Genomic DNA, 21,933 nt, shown 5'->3' with positions numbered 1-21,933 from the left:
CGTCCCGTTCGTCACCCAGCAGCTCGAAGGCGCCACCGGCCCCGTCGTCGCCGTCTCCGACTACATGAAAGCCGTCCCCGACCAGATCCGGCAATTCGTCCCCAACGAATACGCCACCCTCGGCGCCGACGGCTTCGGCTTCTCCGACACCCGCGCAGCAGCCCGCCGCTTCTTCAAAAACGACACCCACTCCATCGTGGTCCGTGCCTTGGAGATGCTCGCGCGCCGCGGCGAAGTGGACGTGGACTCCCCGGTGAAGGCGATCGAGAAGTACAAGCTGCTCAACGTCAACGCCGGCACCACCGGCAATGCGGGCGGCGAGGCCTAGCCCTAGGCCGGACAGCAAAACCAGCCATGAACGACGGCGGCCCTCACCCACAAGGTGAGGGCCGCCGTCGTTCGCTGCATAGGCGCTCCAACGCTGTGACGCAGCACAAAGCGAATTGTAGCCTTCGCACAAATGGAGCTTGCGGGGCGCTGGCCGTATGCTCAAAGAATGCCAGCACCAGCAAGCCCGTCCGCAAAGCGGAAACCGTCCCCGCCGAAGGTCACCCCGGAGAAGTCCGAAACCCTCAAGCAGCTGCGGGCCAACGTGGGCCAGCTCTCCACCACCACCATGCGGAAACTGGAACAATCGCTGCCCTGGTACAGCAGGCTCAGTGCGGATGAGCGCTCAGCGCTGGGGATGGTGGCGCAGAACGGCATAGCCGCCTTTGTTACCTGGTATGAGCGCCCGAGCTCGCCGTCATGGATCCTGACCGACGTCTTTGGAACTGCTCCCACCGAGCTCACCCGCTCGATCAGCCTGCAGAAGGCGCTGCAGCTGATCCGGATCGTGGTGGAAGTGGTGGAGGACCAGGTTCCCGTCATTGCGCCCGAGGCCGACCAGCCCTCCCTGCGCGAAGCCGTCCTCCGCTATTCGCGGGAGGTGGCCTTCGCGGCCGCCGACGTCTATGCCCGCGCCGCAGAGTCCCGCGGTTCCTGGGATACCCGGCTCGAAGCCCTGATCGTCGACGCCATCCTCCGCGGCGAGAACACCGACGCCCTGCGGTCCCGGATCGCAGCACTGGGATGGAAGGCGCAGGAGCGCTTCACGGTCATGGTGGGCAATTCGCCGTCGGAACCAAGCGCCAGCTACGTCAGCGAACTGCGCCGGATGGCAGGACGGTACGCCGAGGACGCGCTCGTAGGCATCCAGGGTGATCGCCTCATCCTCATCCTGGGCGGCGTGCAGGACCGCGAGACCGCCTATGTAAAGCTCAGCGACATGTTCGCCCCCGGGCCTGTGGTCTATGGCCCCGAAGCAGGCTCGCTCCTGGAAGCCAGCGGATCCGCGCAGTCGGCGTTCGCCGGCCTGACAGCCGCCCGCGCGTGGCCCTCCGCGCCCCGTCCCGTCGCGGCGGACGACCTGCTCCCCGAACGGGTGATTTCCGGCGACGACGCGGCCCGGCGCTCCCTGGTCAAGAACATCTACCGGCCCCTGCTGGCAGCATCGAACGGGCTGGTGGAGACCCTCGGCACCTACCTGGAACTGGGGCATTCGCTGGAGGCGACGGCACGGGAACTCTTTGTCCACGCCAACACCGTCCGGTACCGGCTCAAGCGCGTCTGCGACGTTACCGGCTGGGACCCACTGCTGCCCCGCGAGGCGTTCGTGCTCCAGGCTGCGCTCGTGGTGGGCCGGCTTTCGGCCCCGCCCAAGGCCGCCACGGAGCGGCAGGCGTCCCGGAACCAAGGCTGACACGTTGTAGACTTCCTACAACCTGACCCCGTGAGCTTGGTGCGGAGAAACACCGCTGGATCACACTGTAATTTGGAAAGCTGGTTACGTGCTTGCAATAGTCTGCCCTGGACAGGGCTCACAGACCCCGGGTTTTCTGGCCCCCTGGCTGGAACTGCCCTCGGTGGCAGGCCAGCTGGCCTCCCTCAGTGACATCGCAGGCATCGACCTGATCGCGCACGGGACCACCTCCGACGAGGAAACCATCAAGGACACTGCCGTCGCGCAGCCCCTGATCGTTGCCGCCGGCCTGGTCACGGCAGCCTCGCTCTTCGACGTCGAACTCAATTCCCTTCCCGTGATCCTGGCCGGGCACTCCGTAGGTGAAATCACCGCAGCTGCACTCGCCGGCGTGCTGACCGAGCAGGAAGCCATGACGTTCGTCCGCGAACGAGCCAACAGCATGGCCGCGGCCGCGGCGGTAACGCCCACCGGCATGAGCGCGGTGGTGGGCGGTGACCCGGCGGAAGTACTGGCAGCCATTGAGGCGTCCGGCGCTGCTCCCGCCAACGTCAACGGAGCCGGCCAGACTGTTGCCGCCGGAACCTTTGAACAGCTGAAGGCACTGGCCGACAACCCGCCGGCGAAGGCCCGCGTCATCCCCCTCAAGGTTGCCGGTGCATTCCACACCAGCCACATGGCGCCCGCAGTCAGCGCGCTGAAGGCGCTGGAGCCCCAGCTCAACCCGGTGGCCCCCAAGGTGCCCCTGCTGTCGAATTACGACGGCGGCGAGGTCACCGACGGCGGTGCCGCCGTCGAAAGCCTGATCGCCCAGGTGTCCCGTCCCGTGCGTTGGGACCTGTGCATGGAAACCATGGTCAAGCGCGGCGTCACCGGCGTCATCGAACTGGCTCCCGCCGGCACCCTGGCCGGCCTGGCAAAGCGGGGCATGCCCGGCGTCAAGACGGTAGCGGTCAAGACCCCCGAGGACCTGTCCGCCGCCCTTGCGCTCTTCGCGGAACTGGAAGGCAACGCATGAGCGTCCCCACACTGAAGCAGGCTCCCCTGCAGGAGCACACCCGGATCCTCGGGCTTGGGGCTTACCGGCCCGATGTCATCGTCACCAATGAGGATGTCTGCCAGTGGATCGATTCCTCCGATGAGTGGATCCGCCAGCGTACCGGCATCGTGACCCGGCACCGCGCCCCGGCCGAGGTCAGCGTGATCGACATGGCCGAAGGCGCCGCCCGCGAAGCCATGGAGAAGGCCGGCATCGAGGCCTCCGAGCTTGGCGCCGTCATCGTGTCCACGGTGACCCACCCTTACGCCACTCCGTCTGCAGCTGCCAGCCTGGCCGACCGCCTGGGCGCCACCCCGGCACCGGCTTTCGACATCTCCGCAGCCTGCGCCGGCTACTGCTACGGCATCGCCCAGGCTGATGCCCTGGTCCGCTCCGGCGCCGCAAAGTACGTCCTGGTGGTGGGCGCCGAGAAGCTTTCCGACGTGATCGACAACCGGGAACGGACCATCTCCTTCCTGCTCGGCGACGGCGCCGGAGCCGTCGTCATCGGCCCCTCCGACACGCCGGGCATCGCACCGTCAGTGTGGGGCTCGGACGGCAGCAAGTGGAACGCCATCGGCATGACCCGTTCACTGCTCGATGTCCGCGACCTGGGCCTGGCTGCGCGGCAGTCCGACTCCACCGGCGACCTTGCCCTGCTCGAGGAGGCGCAGGAGCTGTACCCCACGCTCCGCCAGGACGGACAGACGGTCTTCCGCTGGGCCGTGTGGGAAATGGCCAAGGTTGCCCAGCAGGCACTCGATGCCGCCGGCGTCGAGGCCGAAGACCTGGTGGCGTTCATCCCCCACCAGGCGAACATGCGCATCATCGACGAGATGGTGAAGAAGCTGAAACTGCCGGAGACGGTTACAGTGGCACGGGACATTGCCGATGCCGGCAACACGTCCGCTGCCTCAATCCCGCTCGCGACGCACCGGCTCTTGCAGGAAAACCCGGCGCTGAGCGGCGGGCTGGCCCTGCAGATCGGTTTCGGCGCCGGACTGGTCTTCGGTGCGCAGGTAGTTGTCCTTCCCTAAGTACGTCCAAGGGTCCGCAACCGCGGCCCCTCCCGTTTCCGGCAGTCCCTGCCGGCAATACAAGAAAAGGAGCCATCAATGGCTAGCAACGAAGAGATCCTGGCCGGCCTGGCTGAAATCGTCAACGAGGAAACCGGCCTGGCCCCCGAGGCCGTCGAGCTGGACAAGTCCTTCACCGAGGACCTGGACATCGACTCTATCTCCATGATGACCATCGTGGTCAACGCTGAGGAAAAGTTCGGCGTGCGCATCCCGGACGAAGAGGTCAAGAACCTCAAGACCGTTGGCGACGCCGTCAGCTTCATCGCCGGAGCACAGGCCTAGTCAAGGCTCCCGCCGTTTATTCGGCTTGGCGGGCTGCCGGTCCGGACTGACCGGACCGGCAGCCCGCCGCATTTATCCGGCACTATCCCCGACCGGGACTGGGCCGATCATCAACACGTGCGGGACCCTGCGGCGGACGCAGGCGGATTCCCCACCGACGAAAGAGTGATCCCATGACACGCAAAGTAGTCATTACCGGTCTGGGTGCCACCACGCCCATCGGCGGCGATGTACCCACCATGTGGAACAACGCCCTCAAGGGGGTCTCCGGTGCCCGCACCCTGGAGGACGACTGGGTAGCCAAGTACGAGCTCCCCGTCCACTTCGCTGCCCGGTGCAGCACCCCGGCCCTGGACGTGCTCAGCCGCGTCGAGGCCAAGCGGATGGACCCCTCCACCCAGTTCGGCGTCATCGCCGCCCGCGAAGCGTGGGCAGACTCCGGCATCACTGACATCGACCAGGACCGGCTGGCCGTGGCTTTCGCCACCGGCATCGGCGGCGTCTGGACGCTGCTGGACGCCTGGGACACCCTGAAGGAAAAAGGCCCCCGCCGGGTCCTGCCTATGACCGTCCCCATGCTGATGCCCAACGGTGTTGCGGCGGCCGTGAGCCTGGACCTGGGTGCCCGCGCCGGTGCGCACACGCCCGTCTCGGCCTGCGCGTCCGGCACGGAAGCGATGCATCTTGGCCTGGAACTGATCCGCTCCGGCAAGGCCGACGTGGTCATGTGCGGCGGCGCCGAAGCAGCCATCCACCCGATGCCGCTGGCAGCATTTGCCTCGATGCAGGCCCTCTCCCGCCGCAATGATGAGCCCGAGCGCGCTTCCCGCCCCTACGACACTGCACGTGACGGATTCGTCATGGGTGAAGGTGCCGGTGCCCTGGTCCTGGAGGCCGAGGAACACGCCCTGGCCCGCGGTGCACGCATCTACGCCGAGCTCGCCGGCACGTCGGTCACTGCTGACGCCTACCACATCACCGCTCCGGACCCCGAGGGCCTCGGTGCCACCCGTGCCCTCAAGGCCGCCATGTTCGATGGCCGGATCCAGGCCGAGGACGTGGTGCATGTCAATGCCCACGCAACCTCCACGCCTGTTGGCGACAAGCCGGAGTACACGGCCCTGCGCGCCGCACTCGGTACCCACGTGGACAACGTGGCCGTCTCGGCCACCAAGTCCCAGATGGGCCACCTGCTGGGCGCCTCCGGCGCGGTCGAAGCCGTCCTGACCGTACTGGCCGTGCACGACCGGAAGGCACCGGTCACCATCAACCTCGAGAACCAGGATCCGGAGATCCCCCTGGACGTGGTGACCTCGGCCCGCGACCTGCCTGCAGGAAGCATCGTGGCACTGAGCAACTCGTTCGGCTTCGGTGGCCACAACGCCGTGGTGGCTATCCGCAGCGTCTGAGTTTGCCGGCCCGGGGTAAGCCCCGGAAGCAGGAGGAGGCCCCGCCGTTGTGGCGGGGCCTCCTCTTTTGCTATGGAAGTTTGCTTGTTGCGTTCCTGCTGGAAGAACGGACGACGGCGGTCAGCCCACCTGGTGGAGCCAGCGGACGGGTGCGCCTTCGGCGGCATGGCGGAACGGCTCCAGCTCCTCGTCCCACGCTTCCCCCAGCGCGAGGGAGAGCTCGTGGTAGACGGCTGCGGGGTCGCCTGCACCTGACTCGTAGGCGTAACGGATCCGGTCTTCGGAGACCATGATGTTGCCGTGGACGTCCGTGACGGCATGGAAGATTCCCAGCTCCGGCGTGTGCGACCACCGGCCGCCGTCCACGCCCTGGCTCGGCTCCTCGGTTACCTCGTAGCGGAGGTGTGCCCAGCCGCGGAGGCAGGATGCCAGCTTCGAACCCGTCCCGGGGGTACCGGTCCAGGAAAGCTCGGCCCGGAACATTCCGGGCGCGGCTGGCTGCGGGGTCCACTCAAGGTCCGTCCGCTTGTCCACCACGGCGCCGACTGCCCACTCAACGTGGGGGCACAGCGCCGTAGGGGCCGAGTGAACGAACAACAGACCGCGGGTCATTGCAACAGACATTCCATCCTCCATAGCTCTAGGTACGTCTTCCCCAACGACCTCTGCCTGGATGGAACTGCCGTGCATTGCTTTGCGGCGGTGGTTCCCTGCGCGGTATTCAGATGTGTCCAGCTGTAGTGGATTAAACTGTGTCCGGACTTGCCGTGCCGCATCAAGCTTAGGAGCTTCAAGCGGCACTTGAAAGTTGCCGGACGTGACTCTTATTGTGCCGTACCGTGTGGAATTACGCCAGTGCGATTAGTCCGCCCTGCCTCGAGGATGGGACGGCTGTTCAGGCCCGGGGATGGGCCTGCTGGTAGCTTTTCCGCAGGCGGTCCACCGAAACATGGGTATAGATCTGGGTGGTGGCCAGGCTGCTGTGGCCCAGGAGTTCCTGCACGGCACGCAGGTCGGCCCCGCCGTCGAGCAGGTGGGTGGCCGCAGAGTGCCGCAGGGCGTGGGGGCCGGACGCGGAGGTGTCCCCCAGCTCACCGAGGAGGCTGTTGACCAGGGCGCGGACCTGTCTCTGGTCAACCCTGCCGCCGCGGGCGCCCAGAAAAAGCGCCGGGCCGCTGGTCTCCTTGGCCAGCAGGGGGCGCCCGCGCCGGAGCCAATCGTCAACGGCCACGGCTGCAGGAACGCCGAACGGAACTGTGCGTTCCTTGTTGCCCTTGCCGATGACGCGCAGTGTCCTGCGGTCCGGATCGAGATCATCGACATCCATTCCGGCCAGTTCGCCAACACGCACACCGGTGGCGTAGAGCAGTTCGACCATTGCCCTGTTGCGCACGGCAACGGGTTCACCACCGGCGGCGGCCGCTTCGAGCTTGTCGAGCAACCGCGTGAGCTGGGTTGAGTGCAGGACTCCCGGGAGGGAGCCCTCCCGCTTGGGTGCCTTCAACCGCAGTGCGGGGTCCACCTCGATCAGGTCCTCCCTCAGGGCCCATGCGGTAAAAGTGCGGGCAGTAGCGGACCGGCGTGCCAGGGTTGCCCTCGAGGCGCCGGCCTGGCTTTGGCTGCCCAGCCAGCGGCGCAGCGTGCCCAGTTCGATGTCCTTGGGCCCGGCGGCCCCTTCGCCGGCTGCATGGGCAAGGAGGCTGTGCAGGTCGCCCAGGTAGGCCCGCCTGGTGTGCTCCGACACCGCCCGCTCACCCGAGAGGTAGCCGGAGAAGGCATCATATGCTGCGCCGAGTTCCCGGGGCAGTCCGTCATGTTCCATCCCTCCACTGTCCCAGTTGGCGGCCCTGAACGGCCGCGGGACACGGTCATCCTTTGCCCCGTTTCCAGCCGCCGCGCTCCGATACCGCCAGGCCCAGCAGTCCGAGCCGGCCAAGGCCTGCCCTTACCGATTCCAGGCCCAGGCCCGCCACCGAGGACAGCTTCTCCACTGAGGTGGTGGAGCGCAGCGGCAGCGCATCCAGGAGGATCAGGTCTTCCAGGGTGAGCCCGTCCTGGACGGCCGCCGGTGTGTGCCGCGGTTGAGGCATTGCCGTGCCGCTGGGCCCGGCGAGCTCGGCGACCTCTGCCGCGTCGGTCACGCAGACCGCTCCCCCGTCCCGGAGGAGCCGGTGGCAGCCGGCCGAATTGGCGCTGTGCACGGACCCTGGCACCGCGCCGACTGCGCGGCCCAGCGTTTCGGCGTGATGGGCCGTGTTCAGTGCACCTGACCGCCAGCGCGCCTCCACCACCACAGTCACGGCCGAGAGGGCAGCGATGAGGCGGTTTCTTTGCAGGAAGCGGTACCGGGTGGGAGCCGATCCCGGTGGCACCTCGGCGAGGACCGCGCCCTGGTTGGCGACGGCCCGCAGCAGGTCGTCGTTGCCGGATGGATAGAACCGGTCAACGCCGCCGGCCATCACGGCGATGGTGGGGAGGGCGGAAGAACCGCCCGCAAGTGCGGCACGGTGGGCGTGGGCGTCGATCCCGTAGGCACCGCCGGAGACCACGGTGAACCCCCGCTGCGCCAGGGCGTAGGCGAGATCGCCCGTTACCGAGGCCCCGTAACTGGTGCTGTCGCGGGATCCGACCAGAGCGATGGCCTTGTCCGCTGCCGGCAGCGGCTGCTCCTGGCCGCGCCACCAGAGGCAGATGGGTTCCTGGATGCCCAGGTCCGCCAGTTGCGCCGGCCACAGCTCGTCAGAGGGAACGATCAACCGGCCTCCCAGGCGCGCCATGGTGGCGAGGTCCCGCTCGGGCGCCACGTCCGGCACCCGCGGCTGCCACCGCTTCAACGCCGAGGCCAGGCCTGCCCAGCCCGTGGCAGTGCCGCCGTCCGCCAGCAGCGTGCCGATCTCCTGCTCCAGTCCAGGGCCGGCCTTTACCTGTCCGGTGGCGATCCGCAGGGCATCTGTTGCTCCCGTGAGCTGCACGAGTGCCAGCCCCGCTGCGTCCTGGGGCTCCATCAGCCTGGACAGGGCTGCCCGCGCAAGCCGTTCGGCGTCCTGGGGTGCTTTCCTAAATCCCGCCTTTTTGCCCTGTTCCGGCATGTTGCCCTGTTCCGGCGTGTTGCCCTGTTCCGCCATATTGCCCTGTCCTGCCGTGTTGCCCTGCTCCAGCATGTTGTCCTGCTCGGTTCCAACTCCATGTCCCGTCATGCGGCCACCGCCGCTGCCTGCCGCAGGCCCAGGGCCTGCCCGATGTCGTTCGCGTCAGGTGTTTGCCGGTGTCCCAGGTCGGCCAGCGTCCAAGCCAGGCGAAGGACGCGGTCGTAGCCGCGTGCCGTCAGCACGCCCCGCTCCAGCGAAAGGTCGAGGATCCGGGTGGCTGCCGGAGCCAACCGCAGCTCTCCCCGAAGGATCCGGCCCGGCACCTGTGAGTTGGTCTCCAGCCCGAAGGCGCGCAGCCGTTCGGACTGCCGCGAGCGCGCCTCCAGGACACGGCAGGCTACCGAGGCAGTGTCCTCTTCTGCCCCGGCCTGTCCAAAATCTGCCAGCGACACCCGCTCCACCTGCAATTGGATGTCCACCCGGTCCAGGAGGGGGCCGGACATGCGGGCAAGGTACCGGCGGCGCATCACAGGGGTGCAGGTGCAGTCCAGACCTTTGCCCGATGCCTTGCCGCACGGACAGGGGTTGGCGGCAAGCACCAGCTGGAACCGTGCTGGATAAGCGGCAGTCCCGGCAGAGCGGTGGATGACCAGTTCCCCGCTTTCCAGCGGCTGCCGCAGGGCATCGAGGACCCGGCGTTCGTATTCCGGTGCCTCGTCGAGGAAGAGTACGCCGCGGTGGGCCCGGGACGCCGCGCCCGGCCGCGGAAGGCCGGATCCGCCCCCGATAATGGCCGCGGCGGTGGCCGAGTGGTGCGGGTTCTCGAAGGGCGGCCGCCGCAGCAGCTGCACCCGGGATGCCGGCAGGCCGCAGAGCGAATGGATTGCCGTCACTTCCATGGATTCGTGGTCCCCGAGATCCGGCAGGAGTCCGGGCAGCCGTTCTGCCAGCATGGTTTTGCCTGCACCAGGGGGTCCGGTGAGCAGCAGATGGTGCGCTCCGGCAGCCGCTACTTCCAGTGCACGCCGGGCGTCGCCCTGGCCCGAGACATCCGCCATGTCGGGACATGGACCCTGGTCTAACGGGCAGTCGGCCGCGTCCTGGGCGTCATCCGGTTCGAAGTCCAGGGCGAGCTCCTGCGGGTCGGCGCCGAAGTCGAGGGCCAGGCGGGCCAGGGTTCGGTATCCGCGCACCTTCGCGCCGGGCACCAGGGCAGCTTCGGCGAGGTTTGCCTGGGCAACCACGATCTCCGGATAGCCAGCCTGCACGGATGCCATCACGGCAGGAAGGATTCCCCGGACCGGGCGCAGCCGTCCGTCGAGCCCTAATTCGGCGATGAAGACAGCGCGTCCGGTGGGCTTGATGTCTCCGGCGGCCCGCAGCACGGCCATGGTCACCGCGAGGTCGAACCCCGAGCCCCGCTTCGGCAGGGAAGCCGGAATGAGGTTGGCGGTGATTTTCCGGCGGCTCAAAGGGATGCCCGAGTTTTTTGCGGCCGACCGGATGCGTTCCTTCGCTTCATTCAAGGAAGCGTCAGGCAGCCCAAGGATCACGAAGGCGGGCAGCGTCTGGCCGATGTCTGCTTCGACTTCCACCATGTAGCCGTTCAGGCCGACCAGGGCGATGGAATAGGTCCTTCCCAGTGCCATCACCCCACCCCCTTGAGGTGTTCCAGCGTGGGCTCCCCGCCGCCGTCGTCCACCACGGCAATGACGTCCACGCGGCGCAGGGGCATCCGCAGTTCCCGGTCGCGGCACCACGCGGCACCGAGCCGGTGCAGCCGGGCGAGTTTCTCCGGGCCCACCGCCTCGAACGGATGGCCGTAGTCCAGCGACCGGCGGGTCTTCACCTCGGCAATGACGAGGGCGTCCCCGTCGAGGGCCACGATGTCGATCTCGCCCTCGCGGCAGCGCCAGTTGCGCTCGACGACGAGCATGCCAAGGGCTTCAAGATGGCCGGCTGCGAGGTCTTCCCCGCGGCGGCCCAAAAGGTCCTTCGATTTCATGTGTACCTCCGCAACCAGCCTGCGGGGGCGTGGCAGCGGAGGAAACCCGGATCCTGCCGTATGTGGACAGGGCCGGGTGTGGAGGGAAGGTCAGGGCGGGCCTAGTTGCCCAGGTCCACGTCCTTGGGAAGGGCCAGTTCCTCGTTGCGGGGCAGCTCCTCGACGTTGACGTCCTTGTAGGTCAGGACCCGGACGCTTTTGACGAACCGGGCCGAGCGGTAGACATCCCAGACCCAGGCATCCTGGAGGGTCAGGTCGAAATAGACTTCGCCGTCGGCGCTGCGTGCCTGGAGGTCCACGTGGTTGGCGAGGTAGAAGCGCCGCTCGGTCTCGACAACGTAGCTGAACAGGCCGACGACATCGCGGTACTCACGATAGAGCTGGAGCTCCATGTCGGTTTCATAGTTCTCAAGATCCTCAGCACTCATGCTTCCATCTTGCACCATGTCCGGCATGGCTGGCGCCGGGCAGACGGAGTCAGTCTTCGCCCGCGCCGTCCGCGTCAGGATCGTCCACGCCCTGCAGTTCCCCGCCGAGCAGGCGCCAGCTGACCCGATGGTAGGGAGTGGCGCCGGCCGCCCGCAGGACATCCCGGTGCGCCGCGGTGGCGTACCCCTTGTTGATGTCCCAGCCATACTCGGGGTATTCCTGGTGAAGCTCCCTCATCTGGTGGTCACGCTCCACCTTGGCAATGACACTCGCGGCAGCGACGCTCAGGCACTGCATGTCCGCCTTGATCCTTGTGTGGACCGGAGCATCGCAGTCTGCCTCGAGCGCGGGCTGGTCGAACAAGGACGGCTGCTCCGCCGGGGAGAGCCAGTTATGGCTTCCGTCCAGGAGCACCAGTTCCGGCACGACACCGGCGGCCAGGATGCTCCGCCAGGCACGTGTTCCGGCCAGCCGGAGGGCTGCGATGATTCCCAGGGCGTCGATCTCCTGTGCGCTGGCGTGGCCCACGGCCGAGGCGACGCTCCACCGCCGTACCAGCGGCTCCAGCCGCTCCCGTTCGACAGGGCTCAGGAGCTTGCTGTCGCGGACGCCGGGCAGCGGTTTTTGGCGCTCGAGGTCCACAACGGCGATGCCCACGCTGACCGGGCCGGCGAGGGCACCGCGGCCCACCTCGTCCACCCCGGCGAGGAAGCGTACGCCCTGGGCTTTGAAGGAGCGCTCGTGCCTCAGCGTCGGCGCCTTCCCGGTGCTTGCGGATACCTTGGACGAACCGGACCGCGTTTTTGCGGAAGTCCGTGTTCCCGGGGCTTTCTTCGGTGGAACCTGCAGGGCACCGGTCCCTGCGTGGCCCGTCTCCAGCGCGGACGACATGGTCAGCGCGCAGCCGGGACGTTCCTGAACACGTCCGGGTAGTTGTCCAGGGTCTTGATCCTGTTCAGCGGCCACGCAATGACGGCGGCCTTGCCTTCGAGGTCCTTGAGGTCGACGAATCCGCCGTCGGTCTCCATGTGCGCCCGGGAGTCAGCCGAGTGGTTGCGGTTATCGCCCATCACCCACACCTTGCCTTCCGGGACGGTGACGTCAAAATTGCGGACCTGCGGCACTTCGGCGGGATTGATGTAGGCCTCGTCAACGGCCGCGCCATTGATAGTCAGTTTACCGCCGGCATCACAGCACACGACGTGGTCGCCCGGCAGGCCGATAACCCGCTTCACCAGGTGCTGCTCCGAATTGTCGGGCAGGAGGCCGACGAAGGTGAGTCCGTCCTGGACCCAGGTGAAGGGGCCCTCCGTCTTCGCCGGGGCGGGTGGCAGCCAGCCCTTGGTGTCGCGGAACACCACCACGTCTCCGCGGCTGAGCGCGAACGGCTCCGGAACGAGCAGGTTGACGAAGATCCGGTCGTCCACGTCCAGGGTGTTCACCATGGACTCGGACGGAATGAAGAAGGCCCGGAACAGGAAAGTCTTGATGAGGAAGGACAGCACCACCGCGATCACCACCACCGTGGCAATCTCCTTCAACCACCCCAGCAGGGGGTTGCCCGCGGATTTGCCTTCGGCTTTGGAAGCGGACCGGCTTTTTGCGTGCACCGGTGCGGCGGGAGCTGCACCGGGCGCGTCGGGGGCCGGAGCGGCCGGGACCTCCGAAGCTCCGTCGTGGCGGGGCTCGGGATTCGGCGCGTGGTTCTCGGGCATTTACCGTCCGTTCTCTGTCGTCGGCCCCGCAGCGGGCGGCCGGGATACTGGAGCAAATCTATCAAGGGGCCACAGGACCTGGACCGTCCGGCCAATCACCCGGTCCAGCGGCACCATCCCGCCGCCGGGGGCGCCGAGAAGGCTGCGGGAGTCGGCCGAGACAGACCGGTGGTCCCCCATCAGCCACAGCCGGCCCTCCGGCACCACGGCGGTGAACTTTTGCGTGCTGGGGCTGTCACCGGGAAAAATGTATGGCTCGTCGAGGGGTGCGCCGTTGACGGTCACTTTCCCTCCGGCGTCGCAGCAGGCCACAGTGTCACCTGGAACCCCGATGACGCGTTTGACGTAGGTCGTGTCGCTTCCGGTGAGTCCCAGCCACTGGGTAACGGCAGTGGCGGCGTCCGCCAAGGGGCCTTTGCCGCTGTTCAGCGGAGCGAACGTTCCCCGCCCGTCGAAGACGATGATGTCCCCGCGGCGGAGCGGTTCGCCCTGGAAATCGGTCCGGGAGACCAAAATCCGGTCGCCGCCTTCCAGGAGCGGCTCCATGGATTCCGACGGTATGAAGTACACGTCCAGCCACAGCGAGCGGACCAGCCCGCTGACCGCGATGGCAAGGACAAGCGCCAGGAACGCAAAACGCCAGCCCACGGTGCGGGGCTGGCGTTTTGTCTGGTCCATGGTCCGTAATCCTGGCGCTGGTGCATGGCTCCGGCGCTTGCCGGCACGGCCGCGTTCCAGATGTGGTGCAGGTCCGAAAAGACTTACTTGGCGGCGGTGAAGTCGCGCTTTTCCTTGATCTTCGCGGCCTTGCCACGCAGTGCGCGCATGTAGTACAGCTTGGCGCGGCGGACGTCACCCTTGGTAACAACCTCGATCTTTTCGATGATCGGGGAGTGGACCGGGAAGGTACGCTCCACGCCGACACCGAAGGAGACCTTGCGGACCGTGAAGGTCTCGCGCACGCCATCGCCCTGGCGGCCCAGGACGAAGCCCTGGAAGACCTGGACACGGGTGTTCTTGCCTTCGATGATGTTCACGTGCACCTTGAGGGTGTCGCCCGCGCGGAACTCGGGAACATCGTTGCGCAGCGAGGCTGCATCGACGGAGTCGAGAATATGCATGATTGCACTCCTGGTGAACGCCACAGGTCATTCACTTTGGGTCACGGCGGGCAGGCCCGGCTGCTGGAAAGCGCACCGGAAGCTGCCGCCGAAAGTTAAGTGGTCCGCCCGCGTCAATGGTTGACTCGGCCGGTTGCCTTGCTGTTGGCCGCGCTACCCCCTGTGGCAGGTGCGGACCCAGCAGACACAAGGTCTAATTTTGCCACAGCGGTCCGGCAACAGCCAATCCGGCAGCAGTGCGAGCGCGAGCCTTCAGCCCTGCTCCCGGTCAAGCGTTCCAGGCCGGCGGACCAGCCGGCCGTCCACGATCTCGTACCCCAGGTCCTGCAGCGCGGTGCGGTCGGCACGCGGGAGGCTGCCGGCGTCGAACTCCTGCAGCAGGTCGGGGCGGCGCTCCGCTGTCCGGCGGTACTGTTCGTGGCGGCGCCACTGGGCGATCTTCCCGTGGTTGCCGCTGAGCAGGACGGCCGGCACTTCCCGGTCGCGCCAGACGGAAGGTTTTGTGTACACGGGATACTCAAGGAGCCCGTCGGAATGCGATTCCTCGACCAGGGACTCGGGATTGCCCACTACTCCCGGGAGGAGCCGGCCGATGGCCTCCACCATCGCCAGGACCGCCACTTCCCCGCCGTTCAGCACGTAGTCACCCAGGCTGACAGGCCGCACGGTGAAGTGCTCCTGCGCCCATTCGATCACCCGCTCGTCGATGCCTTCATAACGGCCGCACGCGAATACCAGGTGCTGTTCCTCGGCCAGTTCGTAGGCGATGGCCTGGGTGAAGCGCTCCCCTGCCGGCGACGGCACGATCAGGACGGGCTTGCGCTCCGTGTCCTGCTGCCCCTCCGCCACGGCGGAGAGTGCCTGTGCCCACGGCTCCGGCTTCATGACCATCCCTGCGCCACCGCCATAAGGCGTGTCGTCAACGGTGCGGTGCCTGTCCGTGGTGAAGCTGCGCAGGTCATGCACCTGCAGATCCAGGATTCCATCCTGGCGGGCCTTGCCGATCAGGGAGAGCTCAAGGGGCGCCAGGTACTCAGGAAAGATGCTGACGACGTCGATCCGCACCTTAGTCACTGCCTTCCGTATCATCGGCGGCGGTTTCCTCGGAATTCAGTTCGAAGAGCCCGTCCGGCGGGGTGAGCAGGACAAAGCCTTCCCCGATGTTGACCTCGGGCACGATCTGTTCCACGAAGGGGATGAGGACCTCTTCGCCGCCGGGGGTGGTGACCGTGAGCAGGTCCTGGACCGGCATCGTGTTCAGTGCCGTTACCTTGCCGACCACCTGCGAGCCAACCCGGGCCTCCAGCCCGACCAGCTCGTGCTCGTACCAGCCCTCGTCGTCGTCCTCGTCAAGCTCCTCGGTTTCGATGAAGAGCTTGGCCCCGCGGAGCGTCTCCGCCCGGTTGCGGTCCGCGACTTCCTCAAAGCCGAGCAGCAGGATGTCCTTGTTCCACCGCGCACTGCTCACCGTCAGGGGGCCGGACGCCGCAGGTTCAACCACGAACTGCGTGCCCGGCACGAACCGGTCCTCAGGGGCGTCGGTCAGGACCTGGACCGTGACTTCCCCGCGAATTCCGTGCGGCTTGCCGATCCGCGCCACCTGAAGCTGCATGTGTTCCCCTGTTCCCGAATGTGGTGTTTGGATAAAAGAACTCCGGCCCCTCCACCTGCAGGTGGAGGGGCCGGAGCAAAAGCTGGTGTTGCCGTGCGCTCAGCGGCGGCGGTCGGTGTCGACGACGTCGACCCGGACCGCTTCGCCGCCGGCCAGCGCTGCCACCACGGTACGCAGTGCGCGGGCGGTGCGGCCCTGGCGGCCAATCACCCGTCCCAGGTCGTCCTGGTGGACACGCACCTCGAGGGTATCCCCGCGGCGGTTGCTCTTCGAGCTGACCTTGACGTCATCCGGGGAATCGACGATTCCCCGGACCAGGTGCTCCAGCGCTTCTGCCAGCAACCTACTCAGCCTCGGTGGTCTCAGCTTCGGCGTCGGCCGGGGCCTCGGCAGCGTCAGACTTGGAAGCCTTCTTGGTGATGGCTTCCGGGATGATGACGGAACCCTTCTCAGGGGCAACGAAGGCTTCCTTCTCGACCTTGGTCTTGAGGGTGCCTTCCTGGCCCGGCAGGCCCTTGAACTTCTGCCAGTCACCGGTGATCTTCAGGATCGCGGCGACCTGCTCGGACGGCTGGGCGCCGACGGACAGCCAGTACTGTGCACGCTCGGAGTCAACCTCGATGTATGAGGGCTCTTCGGTGGGGTGGTACTTGCCGATCTCTTCGATGGCGCGGCCGTCACGCTTGGTGCGTGAGTCCGCGACGACGATGCGGTAGTACGGGGCGCGCATCTTGCCGAAGCGCTTAAGGCGAATCTTTACGGCCACTTTTGTGGTCACTCCTGTTTCAGAAAAGGGGTGAACCCGGCTTTCTGCACCCGTGGGGCGGGCCGTACTTGCGGGTTCGAAGGACAGGATCCGGACACGGAGAGAGGGGCCGCGCGGATCGAGTACCTGTCCATTGTGCCAGATCAGTGGCGTTATTTCGACTTGGCCCCGGCCACACGGCTCAGGCCGACCAGACGTAGAGCCCCGTGCGCTCGGAATCACCGATGCCGGCGGCAAGTTCCGCCAGCTGCTGGACGTAGGTCCGGGCCTGCGCGGCACCGAAGGGCATGTCCTCCTGGCCCGCCCACTGTTCCGCGACGTCGTCGAGGACGTTGCCCTCGCCCTCCGTCTCGTAGGTGAGCAGGTCCGCCAGGGCGCGGACCATGGCGGGCGGCACGGCCAGGAGTGAGTCACTGGCCACATCCACCATGGTCAGCTCATAGTCGGCCCCGCCGGCATGGACGGCAGTTCCGGCCAGGTCCCCCAGCTGTTCGACTTCGAAATCGCTGATCCCCTGGATCCGCACCGCCTCGCCCGCGGGAGCCGCGGCAGCCCCGCCGCGCCCCTCGTCGAGGACGCCGGCGCGCTTCAGCGCTGCGTCATGGGTGGCGACAAAGATCTCGGTGAAGCCCATGGGATGTGCCCTTCTTCCGTCGGCAAAGCTGCGTTCCGGGCGCCTTTGGGCCCCGGGCGTACGGCATCAGCCTAGTAGTTGCGGGCGGCCGCGCGCACGCGCCGCCCTAGCGGACAGCCACCCGGAGCTTGTTGCGCCACGGATCCTCGAAGCGCAGTTCGGCGCCGGTGTGGTGCGCCGGCACCCCGGCGACCTTGAGGCGGTCAGCCAGCGCCCCGACGTCGTCCCCCGTGGGAACTTCAATGAGCACCTCGCCGAGGCCCAGCGTGTCCTTGCGCGGGCCGGCGCCGCGGCTGTTCCAGACGTTCATGGCCATGTGGTGGTGGTACCGGCCCGCGGAGACGAATAATGCCTGGCCGTGCCAGCCGGCGGTTTTTTCGAACCCGAGGGTTCCAACGTAGAAGTCCCGCGCGGTTTGGACGTCGCCCACCTGCAGGTGCACGTGTCCGACACCTGCGGCGGTGGTGCGCTGGCCTTCGAGCGCCTCCTCGGTGAGGTGCTGCTCGAGGTACCGCTGGGGCGGCAGCGCCAGGCTGTCCATAACGACGTCGGTTCCGTTCCAGGACCAGTTGCTGCGGGGCCTGTCCCAGTAGAGTTCGATGCCGTTACCTTCAGGATCGGTGAAGTAGAACGCTTCGCTGACGAGGTGGTCGGCGCTGCCGGTGAAGGCCCGCGGCTCGTACTGGGCGGCGGTGGCGATGGTGGCCGCGAGGGAGGCCTGGTCCTCGAACAGCAGCGCGGTGTGGAAGAGGCCGGCTTCACCCCTGCCGGGAAGGTTCAGCCCCGGTGCGGGGGCCAGATGCACCAGCGGCCTCTGCAGCCGGCCAAGGTAGATTCCCCCGTCCTGCTCCGCTACGACGTCGAGGCCGAGGGCGCGCTGGTAGTAGTCGGTCATGACCTTCATGTCGCCCACCTTGAGCATGACGGTGCCCATGGCGAGGTCGGCGGGAAGAAGGTCCTGGGCAGTTACTTCTGCGGTCATTGAATGCTCCCTGTGGTGTGGGCCCTCCGAATGAGATGGCCACCCATTAAAATTACTTGAAGCTTCAATTTATTCCAAGTGGTGCCCGGAGATTTCCGCTCAGCGGATGATGTGGCCGTCCAGCACGACGTGGGCCAGTGCCCCAATGGTTTCCGGGACTGCCCGCGGGTCCTCGCGGCACAGCACGACGTCGGCCCGGGCACCTTCGGAAATGTTGTCGGCGCCCAGCCAGGTGCGGGCCGACCAGCAGGCGGCGTCCAGGGCTGCGGCCATGGGCAGGCCCGCGGCGTGCAGGGCAGCGATTTCGTCGGCGATCCGGCCATGGCGGATCACGCTGCCGGCGTCAGTCCCGGCGAAAATCCGGACACCGGCTTCGTAGGCCTCCGCCACCCGTTCGGCGCGGCGTTCCCACAGGGCCCGCATATGGGCCGCGTAAAGCGGGAACTTGGGCTCGGCCTGGGCAGCAATGTCGGGGAACGTCGCGATATTGATGAGGGTGGGCACGATCGGTACGCCCTGCTCAACGAAGCGCGGCAGGTGGCGGGGAAGGAGTCCGGTGGCGTGCTCGATGCAGTCGATACCGGCGTCGAGCATTTGATCCAGCGTGTCCTCGGCAAAACAGTGCGCCGTCACCCTCGCGCCTTCGTCATGGGCCGCCTGCACGGCGTCGCGGACGACGGCGGCGGGAAAGGACGGCGCCAGGTCACCGATGCCCCGGTCAATCCAGTCCCCCACCAGCTTCACCCAGCCGTCGCCGTCGCGCGCCTGCTTGCGCACCGCCTCGACGAGGCCTTCAGGCTCGACCTCCTCGGCGAAGCCCCGGAGGTAACGCCGGGTCCGCGCCACATGCCGGCCGGCACGAATGAGGACCGGAAAGTCCCGGCCGCCCTGCATCCAGCGGGTGTCGGCCGGGGAGCCGGCATCACGTACCAGCAGGGTGCCGGCGTTAAGGTCTGCCATTGCCTGCTCTTCTGCGGTAGCGGTATCCACCGGGCCGTCCGGGCCCAGTCCAATGTGGCAGTGGGCGTCCGCGAATCCGGGCAGCACCCAGCCGTCGAGAACCCGGTCAGGCGGTACTGCCGGCCGGCTGAAGGTAAGCCTGCCGTCCACGGACCAGAGTCCGTTCCGGACGGTGTCCGGACCTGTCAGGACGGGGCCCCGAAGTTCGATGACTTGTGGCATTCGGATGTCCTTTCGCTGCCCGCACAGGGTAGCACCGCCCGAATGTTACAAGGCCCGCCGCGTTTGTCCCTGCGGGGCGTGTGGTAGCTTCGTTCCTGACCACACGGGTGCCCCTGCAGGGGCTGAGATCGGGCTGACGCAGCCTGCGACCGTTGAACCTGTCCGGGTAATGCCGGCGAAGGAAGTGAGTATTCCTTGAGTACACAAAATGCCCAGTTGAACCCTGCCCAAAGCCAGGCGGAAGCCTCCCGTCCGGCCCCAGAAGCGGCTCCCGTGACCCAGTCCCTGAAATCGCACTCGCTGGCGTTCATCGAAGACACGGGGAACGGGATCCGCGTTCCGGTGACGGAAATTGCTCTGGAGGACTCGCCGAACGGCCAGCCGAACGCGCCCTTCCGGACCTACCGGACGGCGGGGCCCGGCAGTGACCCGGTACGCGGCCTGCAGCCCTTCCGGGAGCAGTGGATTGCTGAGCGCGGGGACACCGAGGCCTACAGCGGCAGGGAGCGGAACCTGCTCGACGACGGCCGCTCGGCGATGCGCCGCGGCGCCGCCTCTGCGGAATGGAAGGGCGCGCAGCCGGTGCCCCGCCGTGCCGTCGAAGGCCGGACGGTGACACAGATGCACTATGCCCGGAAGGGCATCATCACCCCCGAAATGCGCTTCGTCGCCCTGCGCGAGAACTGCGACGTCGAGCTGGTCCGGAGCGAGGTGGCGGCTGGCCGGGCCATCATCCCCAGCAACATCAACCACCCGGAATCCGAGCCGATGATCATCGGCAAGGCCTTCCTGGTGAAGATTAACGCCAACATCGGCAACTCGGCAGTCACCAGTTCCATCGCCGAAGAGGTGGACAAGCTGCAGTGGGCCACCCAGTGGGGTGCGGACACCGTCATGGACCTCTCCACCGGTGACGACATCCACACCACGAGGGAGTGGATCATCCGCAACTCCCCCGTACCGATCGGCACCGTGCCCATCTACCAGGCCCTGGAAAAGGTGAACGGCGAGGCCAACGCCCTGACCTGGGAGATTTTCCGCGACACCGTCATCGAGCAGTGCGAGCAGGGCGTGGACTACATGACCATCCACGCCGGAGTGCTGCTGCGGTACGTGCCGCTGACCGCCAACCGCGTCACCGGCATCGTCTCGCGCGGCGGCTCCATCATGGCGGGCTGGTGCCTGGCACACCACCAGGAGAACTTCCTCTACACCCACTTCGACGAGCTGTGCGAAATTTTCGCCAAGTACGACGTCGCGTTCTCCCTGGGCGACGGCCTGCGCCCCGGTTCCACCGCGGACGCCAATGACGCCGCCCAGTTCGCGGAGCTGGATACGCTGGCCGAGCTCACGCAGCGCGCCTGGGAATACGACGTACAGGTGATGGTGGAAGGCCCTGGCCACATTCCCTTCCACCTGGTCCGGGAAAACGTCGAACGCCAGCAGGAACTCTGCAAGGGCGCGCCCTTCTACACCCTGGGACCGCTCGTCACCGATGTTGCCCCTGGCTACGACCACATCACCTCTGCCATCGGTGCGACGGAAATCGCCCGGTACGGCACGGCGATGCTCTGCTACGTCACCCCGAAGGAACACTTGGGCCTGCCGAACAAGGACGATGTGAAGACCGGCGTGATCACCTACAAGATCGCGGCCCACGCCGCAGACCTGGCCAAGGGGCACCCCGGCGCGCACGAACGCGATGACGCCGTGTCCAAGGCCCGCTTCGAGTTCCGGTGGCGGGACCAGTTCGCGCTGTCCCTGGACCCGGAGACCGCCGAGGCGTTCCACGATGAAACTCTTCCGGCAGAACCGGCCAAGACGGCCCACTTCTGTTCGATGTGTGGTCCGAAGTTCTGCTCGATGCGGATCAGCCAGGATATCCGGGACGAGTACGGGTCAGCCGACTCGCAGGCGGCGCTGGCTGAAATGGCGTCCGGGATGCGCGAAAAGAGCCAGGAATTCCTTGCGGCCGGCGGGAAGGTGTACCTGCCTGAGCTGCAGGTTCCCGCGGGCAGCTAGGACGCCCGGGCCGGTTGGCTCCGGCTGACCTCGCTGATGAACTGCCGGATGGTGTGGTCGCCGTCCGGCGAATCATGGGGCCGGTGCCCGCCCGCGGCAACGCGGTGCAGGGCACCGGTCTCCCGCAGGTAGCCGGCAATCTCTTCGTACAATGGCTCCCAGCCCCCGGTCAGGACCAGGGTGGGAACGCCCGGAACGATGTGCAGGGGTGCCTCCCAGGAGGGCGCCTGGAGCCGGAGCCGCCGGGCCGAGCGTCTTTCCTCGGCAGTGGCGGGCTGCTGCAGGTCCGTGGCGTAGACCCGGCGCACGAACTCACGCTGGAAGTCCTCGTCACTGAGCTGGTGGCGGACCTCAAACAGGGGCTGCATCAGGCTGATGTGGGCTGCCGTGGCCGGCAGTTCCGCGGTCAGCGAGAGGCACGCCGGCTCCACCAGGGTTAGGGAATGGACGAGGTCGGGGCGTTCAACGGCGGCCATCATGGCTGCGATGGCCCCTTGGGAGTGCGCCACCACGTGTCCCCCGGCGGCTCCCCGTCCGTCATCGGCCAGTGACCGCAGCACGATGGCCGTGTCCTCGGCGAAAGAGGACTCCAGGGGCTCTGCGACAGCGTCGTAGCCGTGCCGGCGCAGGAACAGGGCGTCGTAGGACAGTGCCATGCCGTGCTGGCGCGGCCAGGCAGCGGCGCCGAAGCTGCCGGCACCGTGCACGAACACTACCCTTTGCTTGAACATGTCCCCACCCTATTCCACGGCGCCGTCATCTTAAGTGAGTAGCGCCAGGTGTCGTTTTGAACCGTCAAAACGACACCTGGCGCTGCTCAGTTGGG

25 protein-coding genes and 1 riboswitch are annotated in these 21,933 nt (G+C 67.1%); of the genes, 7 read left to right on the top strand and 18 right to left on the bottom strand.

What is annotated here, in order from left to right; translation table 11 throughout:
• The 6 genes from AC3IMC_RS05640 to fabF form a co-directional block, all read left to right on the top strand.
• The coding region (locus AC3IMC_RS05640; RefSeq protein WP_490917407.1) for a transketolase-like TK C-terminal-containing protein at positions 1-328 on the top strand (328 nt) is incomplete at its 5' end.
• Between the two features lie 168 nt (positions 329-496).
• The gene (locus AC3IMC_RS05635) at positions 497-1,741 is read left to right on the top strand and encodes a PucR family transcriptional regulator (RefSeq protein WP_221386892.1); all 1,245 of its coding nucleotides are present in this window, start codon (positions 497-499) and stop codon (positions 1,739-1,741) included.
• 88 nt (positions 1,742-1,829) lie between these two features.
• Positions 1,830-2,759 (top strand): ACP S-malonyltransferase, encoded by a 930-nt coding sequence (locus AC3IMC_RS05630; protein ID WP_490917406.1) that lies wholly within the window; start codon positions 1,830-1,832, stop codon positions 2,757-2,759.
• A complete protein-coding gene (locus AC3IMC_RS05625; protein WP_490917405.1) occupies positions 2,756-3,817 on the top strand; it encodes a beta-ketoacyl-ACP synthase III in 1,062 nt (353 codons plus the stop codon). The genes AC3IMC_RS05630 and AC3IMC_RS05625 overlap by 4 nt, the downstream gene beginning before the upstream one ends.
• A gap of 78 nt (positions 3,818-3,895) precedes the next feature.
• A complete protein-coding gene (locus AC3IMC_RS05620; protein ID WP_009359314.1) occupies positions 3,896-4,141 on the top strand; it encodes an acyl carrier protein in 246 nt (81 codons plus the stop codon).
• Positions 4,142-4,314: 173 nt separating this feature from the next.
• Positions 4,315-5,550 (top strand): beta-ketoacyl-ACP synthase II, encoded by a 1,236-nt coding sequence (gene fabF, locus AC3IMC_RS05615; RefSeq protein ID WP_490917404.1) that lies wholly within the window; start codon positions 4,315-4,317, stop codon positions 5,548-5,550.
• Between the two features lie 120 nt (positions 5,551-5,670).
• On the opposite strand, the gene AC3IMC_RS05610 is transcribed toward fabF, so the two are convergent.
• From AC3IMC_RS05610 to AC3IMC_RS05530, 17 genes are all read right to left on the bottom strand, one after another.
• Positions 5,671-6,174, bottom strand: coding sequence for a DUF3145 domain-containing protein (locus AC3IMC_RS05610; RefSeq protein ID WP_490917403.1), 504 nt, complete (start codon positions 6,172-6,174; stop codon positions 5,671-5,673).
• A gap of 271 nt (positions 6,175-6,445) precedes the next feature.
• A complete protein-coding gene (locus AC3IMC_RS05605) occupies positions 6,446-7,372 on the bottom strand; it encodes a tyrosine recombinase XerC (RefSeq protein WP_490917402.1) in 927 nt (308 codons plus the stop codon).
• 46 nt (positions 7,373-7,418) lie between these two features.
• Positions 7,419-8,639 (bottom strand): DNA-processing protein DprA, encoded by a 1,221-nt coding sequence (gene dprA / locus AC3IMC_RS05600; protein WP_490917419.1) that lies wholly within the window; start codon positions 8,637-8,639, stop codon positions 7,419-7,421.
• A 104-nt stretch (positions 8,640-8,743) separates the two neighbouring features.
• Complete coding sequence (locus tag AC3IMC_RS05595) at positions 8,744-10,288, bottom strand: YifB family Mg chelatase-like AAA ATPase (protein WP_490917401.1); 1,545 nt, start codon at positions 10,286-10,288, stop codon at positions 8,744-8,746.
• Positions 10,288-10,644, bottom strand: coding sequence for a YraN family protein (locus AC3IMC_RS05590; protein WP_490917400.1), 357 nt, complete (start codon positions 10,642-10,644; stop codon positions 10,288-10,290). Before AC3IMC_RS05590 ends, AC3IMC_RS05595 begins: the two co-directional genes overlap by 1 nt.
• 101 nt (positions 10,645-10,745) lie before the next feature.
• Positions 10,746-11,072 carry a DUF2469 domain-containing protein gene (locus AC3IMC_RS05585; protein WP_221386884.1) on the bottom strand — a complete coding sequence of 109 codons (327 nt, stop codon included), beginning with the start codon at positions 11,070-11,072 and terminating at the stop codon, positions 10,746-10,748.
• A 49-nt stretch (positions 11,073-11,121) separates the two neighbouring features.
• Complete coding sequence (gene rnhB / locus AC3IMC_RS05580) at positions 11,122-11,964, bottom strand: ribonuclease HII (protein ID WP_490917399.1); 843 nt, start codon at positions 11,962-11,964, stop codon at positions 11,122-11,124.
• Positions 11,965-11,966: 2 nt separating this feature from the next.
• Positions 11,967-12,788 carry a signal peptidase I gene (gene lepB, locus AC3IMC_RS05575; RefSeq protein ID WP_490917398.1) on the bottom strand — a complete coding sequence of 274 codons (822 nt, stop codon included), beginning with the start codon at positions 12,786-12,788 and terminating at the stop codon, positions 11,967-11,969.
• Positions 12,789-13,466 (bottom strand): signal peptidase I, encoded by a 678-nt coding sequence (lepB, locus tag AC3IMC_RS05570; RefSeq protein ID WP_490917397.1) that lies wholly within the window; start codon positions 13,464-13,466, stop codon positions 12,789-12,791.
• An 83-nt stretch (positions 13,467-13,549) separates the two neighbouring features.
• Entirely contained in the window at positions 13,550-13,909 is a 360-nt protein-coding gene (rplS, locus tag AC3IMC_RS05565; protein WP_221386880.1) for a 50S ribosomal protein L19, read from the bottom strand.
• 252 nt (positions 13,910-14,161) lie between these two features.
• Entirely contained in the window at positions 14,162-14,974 is an 813-nt protein-coding gene (gene trmD / locus AC3IMC_RS05560; RefSeq protein ID WP_490917418.1) for a tRNA (guanosine(37)-N1)-methyltransferase TrmD, read from the bottom strand.
• A 1-nt stretch (position 14,975) separates the two neighbouring features.
• Positions 14,976-15,521 carry a ribosome maturation factor RimM gene (gene rimM / locus AC3IMC_RS05555; protein WP_490917396.1) on the bottom strand — a complete coding sequence of 182 codons (546 nt, stop codon included), beginning with the start codon at positions 15,519-15,521 and terminating at the stop codon, positions 14,976-14,978.
• A gap of 99 nt (positions 15,522-15,620) precedes the next feature.
• Positions 15,621-15,863 carry an RNA-binding protein gene (locus AC3IMC_RS05550; RefSeq protein WP_490917395.1) on the bottom strand — a complete coding sequence of 81 codons (243 nt, stop codon included), beginning with the start codon at positions 15,861-15,863 and terminating at the stop codon, positions 15,621-15,623.
• Between the two features lies 1 nt (position 15,864).
• Positions 15,865-16,287 carry a 30S ribosomal protein S16 gene (rpsP, locus tag AC3IMC_RS05545; protein WP_490917394.1) on the bottom strand — a complete coding sequence of 141 codons (423 nt, stop codon included), beginning with the start codon at positions 16,285-16,287 and terminating at the stop codon, positions 15,865-15,867.
• Positions 16,288-16,468: 181 nt separating this feature from the next.
• On the bottom strand, positions 16,469-16,921 hold the full coding sequence (locus AC3IMC_RS05540) for a hypothetical protein (protein ID WP_490917393.1): 453 nt from the start codon (positions 16,919-16,921) through the stop codon (positions 16,469-16,471).
• A 106-nt stretch (positions 16,922-17,027) separates the two neighbouring features.
• A complete protein-coding gene (locus tag AC3IMC_RS05535) occupies positions 17,028-17,903 on the bottom strand; it encodes a VOC family protein (protein ID WP_490917392.1) in 876 nt (291 codons plus the stop codon).
• Positions 17,904-18,002: 99 nt separating this feature from the next.
• The gene (locus tag AC3IMC_RS05530) at positions 18,003-19,085 is read right to left on the bottom strand and encodes an amidohydrolase family protein (RefSeq protein WP_490917391.1); all 1,083 of its coding nucleotides are present in this window, start codon (positions 19,083-19,085) and stop codon (positions 18,003-18,005) included.
• Positions 19,086-19,178: 93 nt separating this feature from the next.
• Positions 19,179-19,286, top strand: a riboswitch (TPP riboswitch).
• On the opposite strand from AC3IMC_RS05530, the gene thiC reads away from it, so the two are divergent.
• The gene (gene thiC, locus AC3IMC_RS05525) at positions 19,281-21,107 is read left to right on the top strand and encodes a phosphomethylpyrimidine synthase ThiC (protein WP_490917390.1); all 1,827 of its coding nucleotides are present in this window, start codon (positions 19,281-19,283) and stop codon (positions 21,105-21,107) included. Its footprint overlaps the riboswitch before it by 6 nt.
• Here the strand turns inward: thiC and AC3IMC_RS05520 are convergent.
• Complete coding sequence (locus AC3IMC_RS05520; RefSeq protein WP_490917389.1) at positions 21,104-21,838, bottom strand: alpha/beta fold hydrolase; 735 nt, start codon at positions 21,836-21,838, stop codon at positions 21,104-21,106. The genes thiC and AC3IMC_RS05520 overlap by 4 nt on opposite strands.
• Positions 21,839-21,933 lie beyond the last annotated feature (95 nt).

Source organism: Arthrobacter sp. E70 (assembly GCF_058266945.1).
This window is presented reverse-complemented; position numbering and strand designations above follow the sequence as displayed.

What these genes read in the sequence shown, in the direction of transcription:
- AC3IMC_RS05635 (WP_221386892.1), top strand. Translation starts at nt 497, where the DNA reads ATGCCAGCACCAGCAAGCCCGTCCGCAAAGCGGAAACCGTCCCCGCCG.
- AC3IMC_RS05625 (WP_490917405.1), top strand. Translation starts at nt 2,756, where the DNA reads ATGAGCGTCCCCACACTGAAGCAGGCTCCCCTGCAGGAGCACACCCGG.
- AC3IMC_RS05620 (WP_009359314.1), top strand. Translation starts at nt 3,896, where the DNA reads ATGGCTAGCAACGAAGAGATCCTGGCCGGCCTGGCTGAAATCGTCAAC.
- fabF (WP_490917404.1), top strand. Translation starts at nt 4,315, where the DNA reads ATGACACGCAAAGTAGTCATTACCGGTCTGGGTGCCACCACGCCCATC.
- AC3IMC_RS05610 (WP_490917403.1), bottom strand. Translation starts at nt 6,174, where the DNA reads ATGTCTGTTGCAATGACCCGCGGTCTGTTGTTCGTTCACTCGGCCCCT.
- AC3IMC_RS05605 (WP_490917402.1), bottom strand. Translation starts at nt 7,372, where the DNA reads ATGGAACATGACGGACTGCCCCGGGAACTCGGCGCAGCATATGATGCC.
- dprA (WP_490917419.1), bottom strand. Translation starts at nt 8,639, where the DNA reads ATGCCGGAACAGGGCAAAAAGGCGGGATTTAGGAAAGCACCCCAGGAC.
- AC3IMC_RS05595 (WP_490917401.1), bottom strand. Translation starts at nt 10,288, where the DNA reads ATGGCACTGGGAAGGACCTATTCCATCGCCCTGGTCGGCCTGAACGGC.
- AC3IMC_RS05590 (WP_490917400.1), bottom strand. Translation starts at nt 10,644, where the DNA reads ATGAAATCGAAGGACCTTTTGGGCCGCCGCGGGGAAGACCTCGCAGCC.
- AC3IMC_RS05585 (WP_221386884.1), bottom strand. Translation starts at nt 11,072, where the DNA reads ATGAGTGCTGAGGATCTTGAGAACTATGAAACCGACATGGAGCTCCAG.
- rnhB (WP_490917399.1), bottom strand. Translation starts at nt 11,964, where the DNA reads ATGTCGTCCGCGCTGGAGACGGGCCACGCAGGGACCGGTGCCCTGCAG.
- lepB (WP_490917398.1), bottom strand. Translation starts at nt 12,788, where the DNA reads ATGCCCGAGAACCACGCGCCGAATCCCGAGCCCCGCCACGACGGAGCT.
- lepB (WP_490917397.1), bottom strand. Translation starts at nt 13,466, where the DNA reads ATGGACCAGACAAAACGCCAGCCCCGCACCGTGGGCTGGCGTTTTGCG.
- rplS (WP_221386880.1), bottom strand. Translation starts at nt 13,909, where the DNA reads ATGCATATTCTCGACTCCGTCGATGCAGCCTCGCTGCGCAACGATGTT.
- rimM (WP_490917396.1), bottom strand. Translation starts at nt 15,521, where the DNA reads ATGCAGCTTCAGGTGGCGCGGATCGGCAAGCCGCACGGAATTCGCGGG.
- AC3IMC_RS05540 (WP_490917393.1), bottom strand. Translation starts at nt 16,921, where the DNA reads ATGGGCTTCACCGAGATCTTTGTCGCCACCCATGACGCAGCGCTGAAG.
- AC3IMC_RS05535 (WP_490917392.1), bottom strand. Translation starts at nt 17,903, where the DNA reads ATGACCGCAGAAGTAACTGCCCAGGACCTTCTTCCCGCCGACCTCGCC.
- AC3IMC_RS05530 (WP_490917391.1), bottom strand. Translation starts at nt 19,085, where the DNA reads ATGCCACAAGTCATCGAACTTCGGGGCCCCGTCCTGACAGGTCCGGAC.
- AC3IMC_RS05520 (WP_490917389.1), bottom strand. Translation starts at nt 21,838, where the DNA reads ATGTTCAAGCAAAGGGTAGTGTTCGTGCACGGTGCCGGCAGCTTCGGC.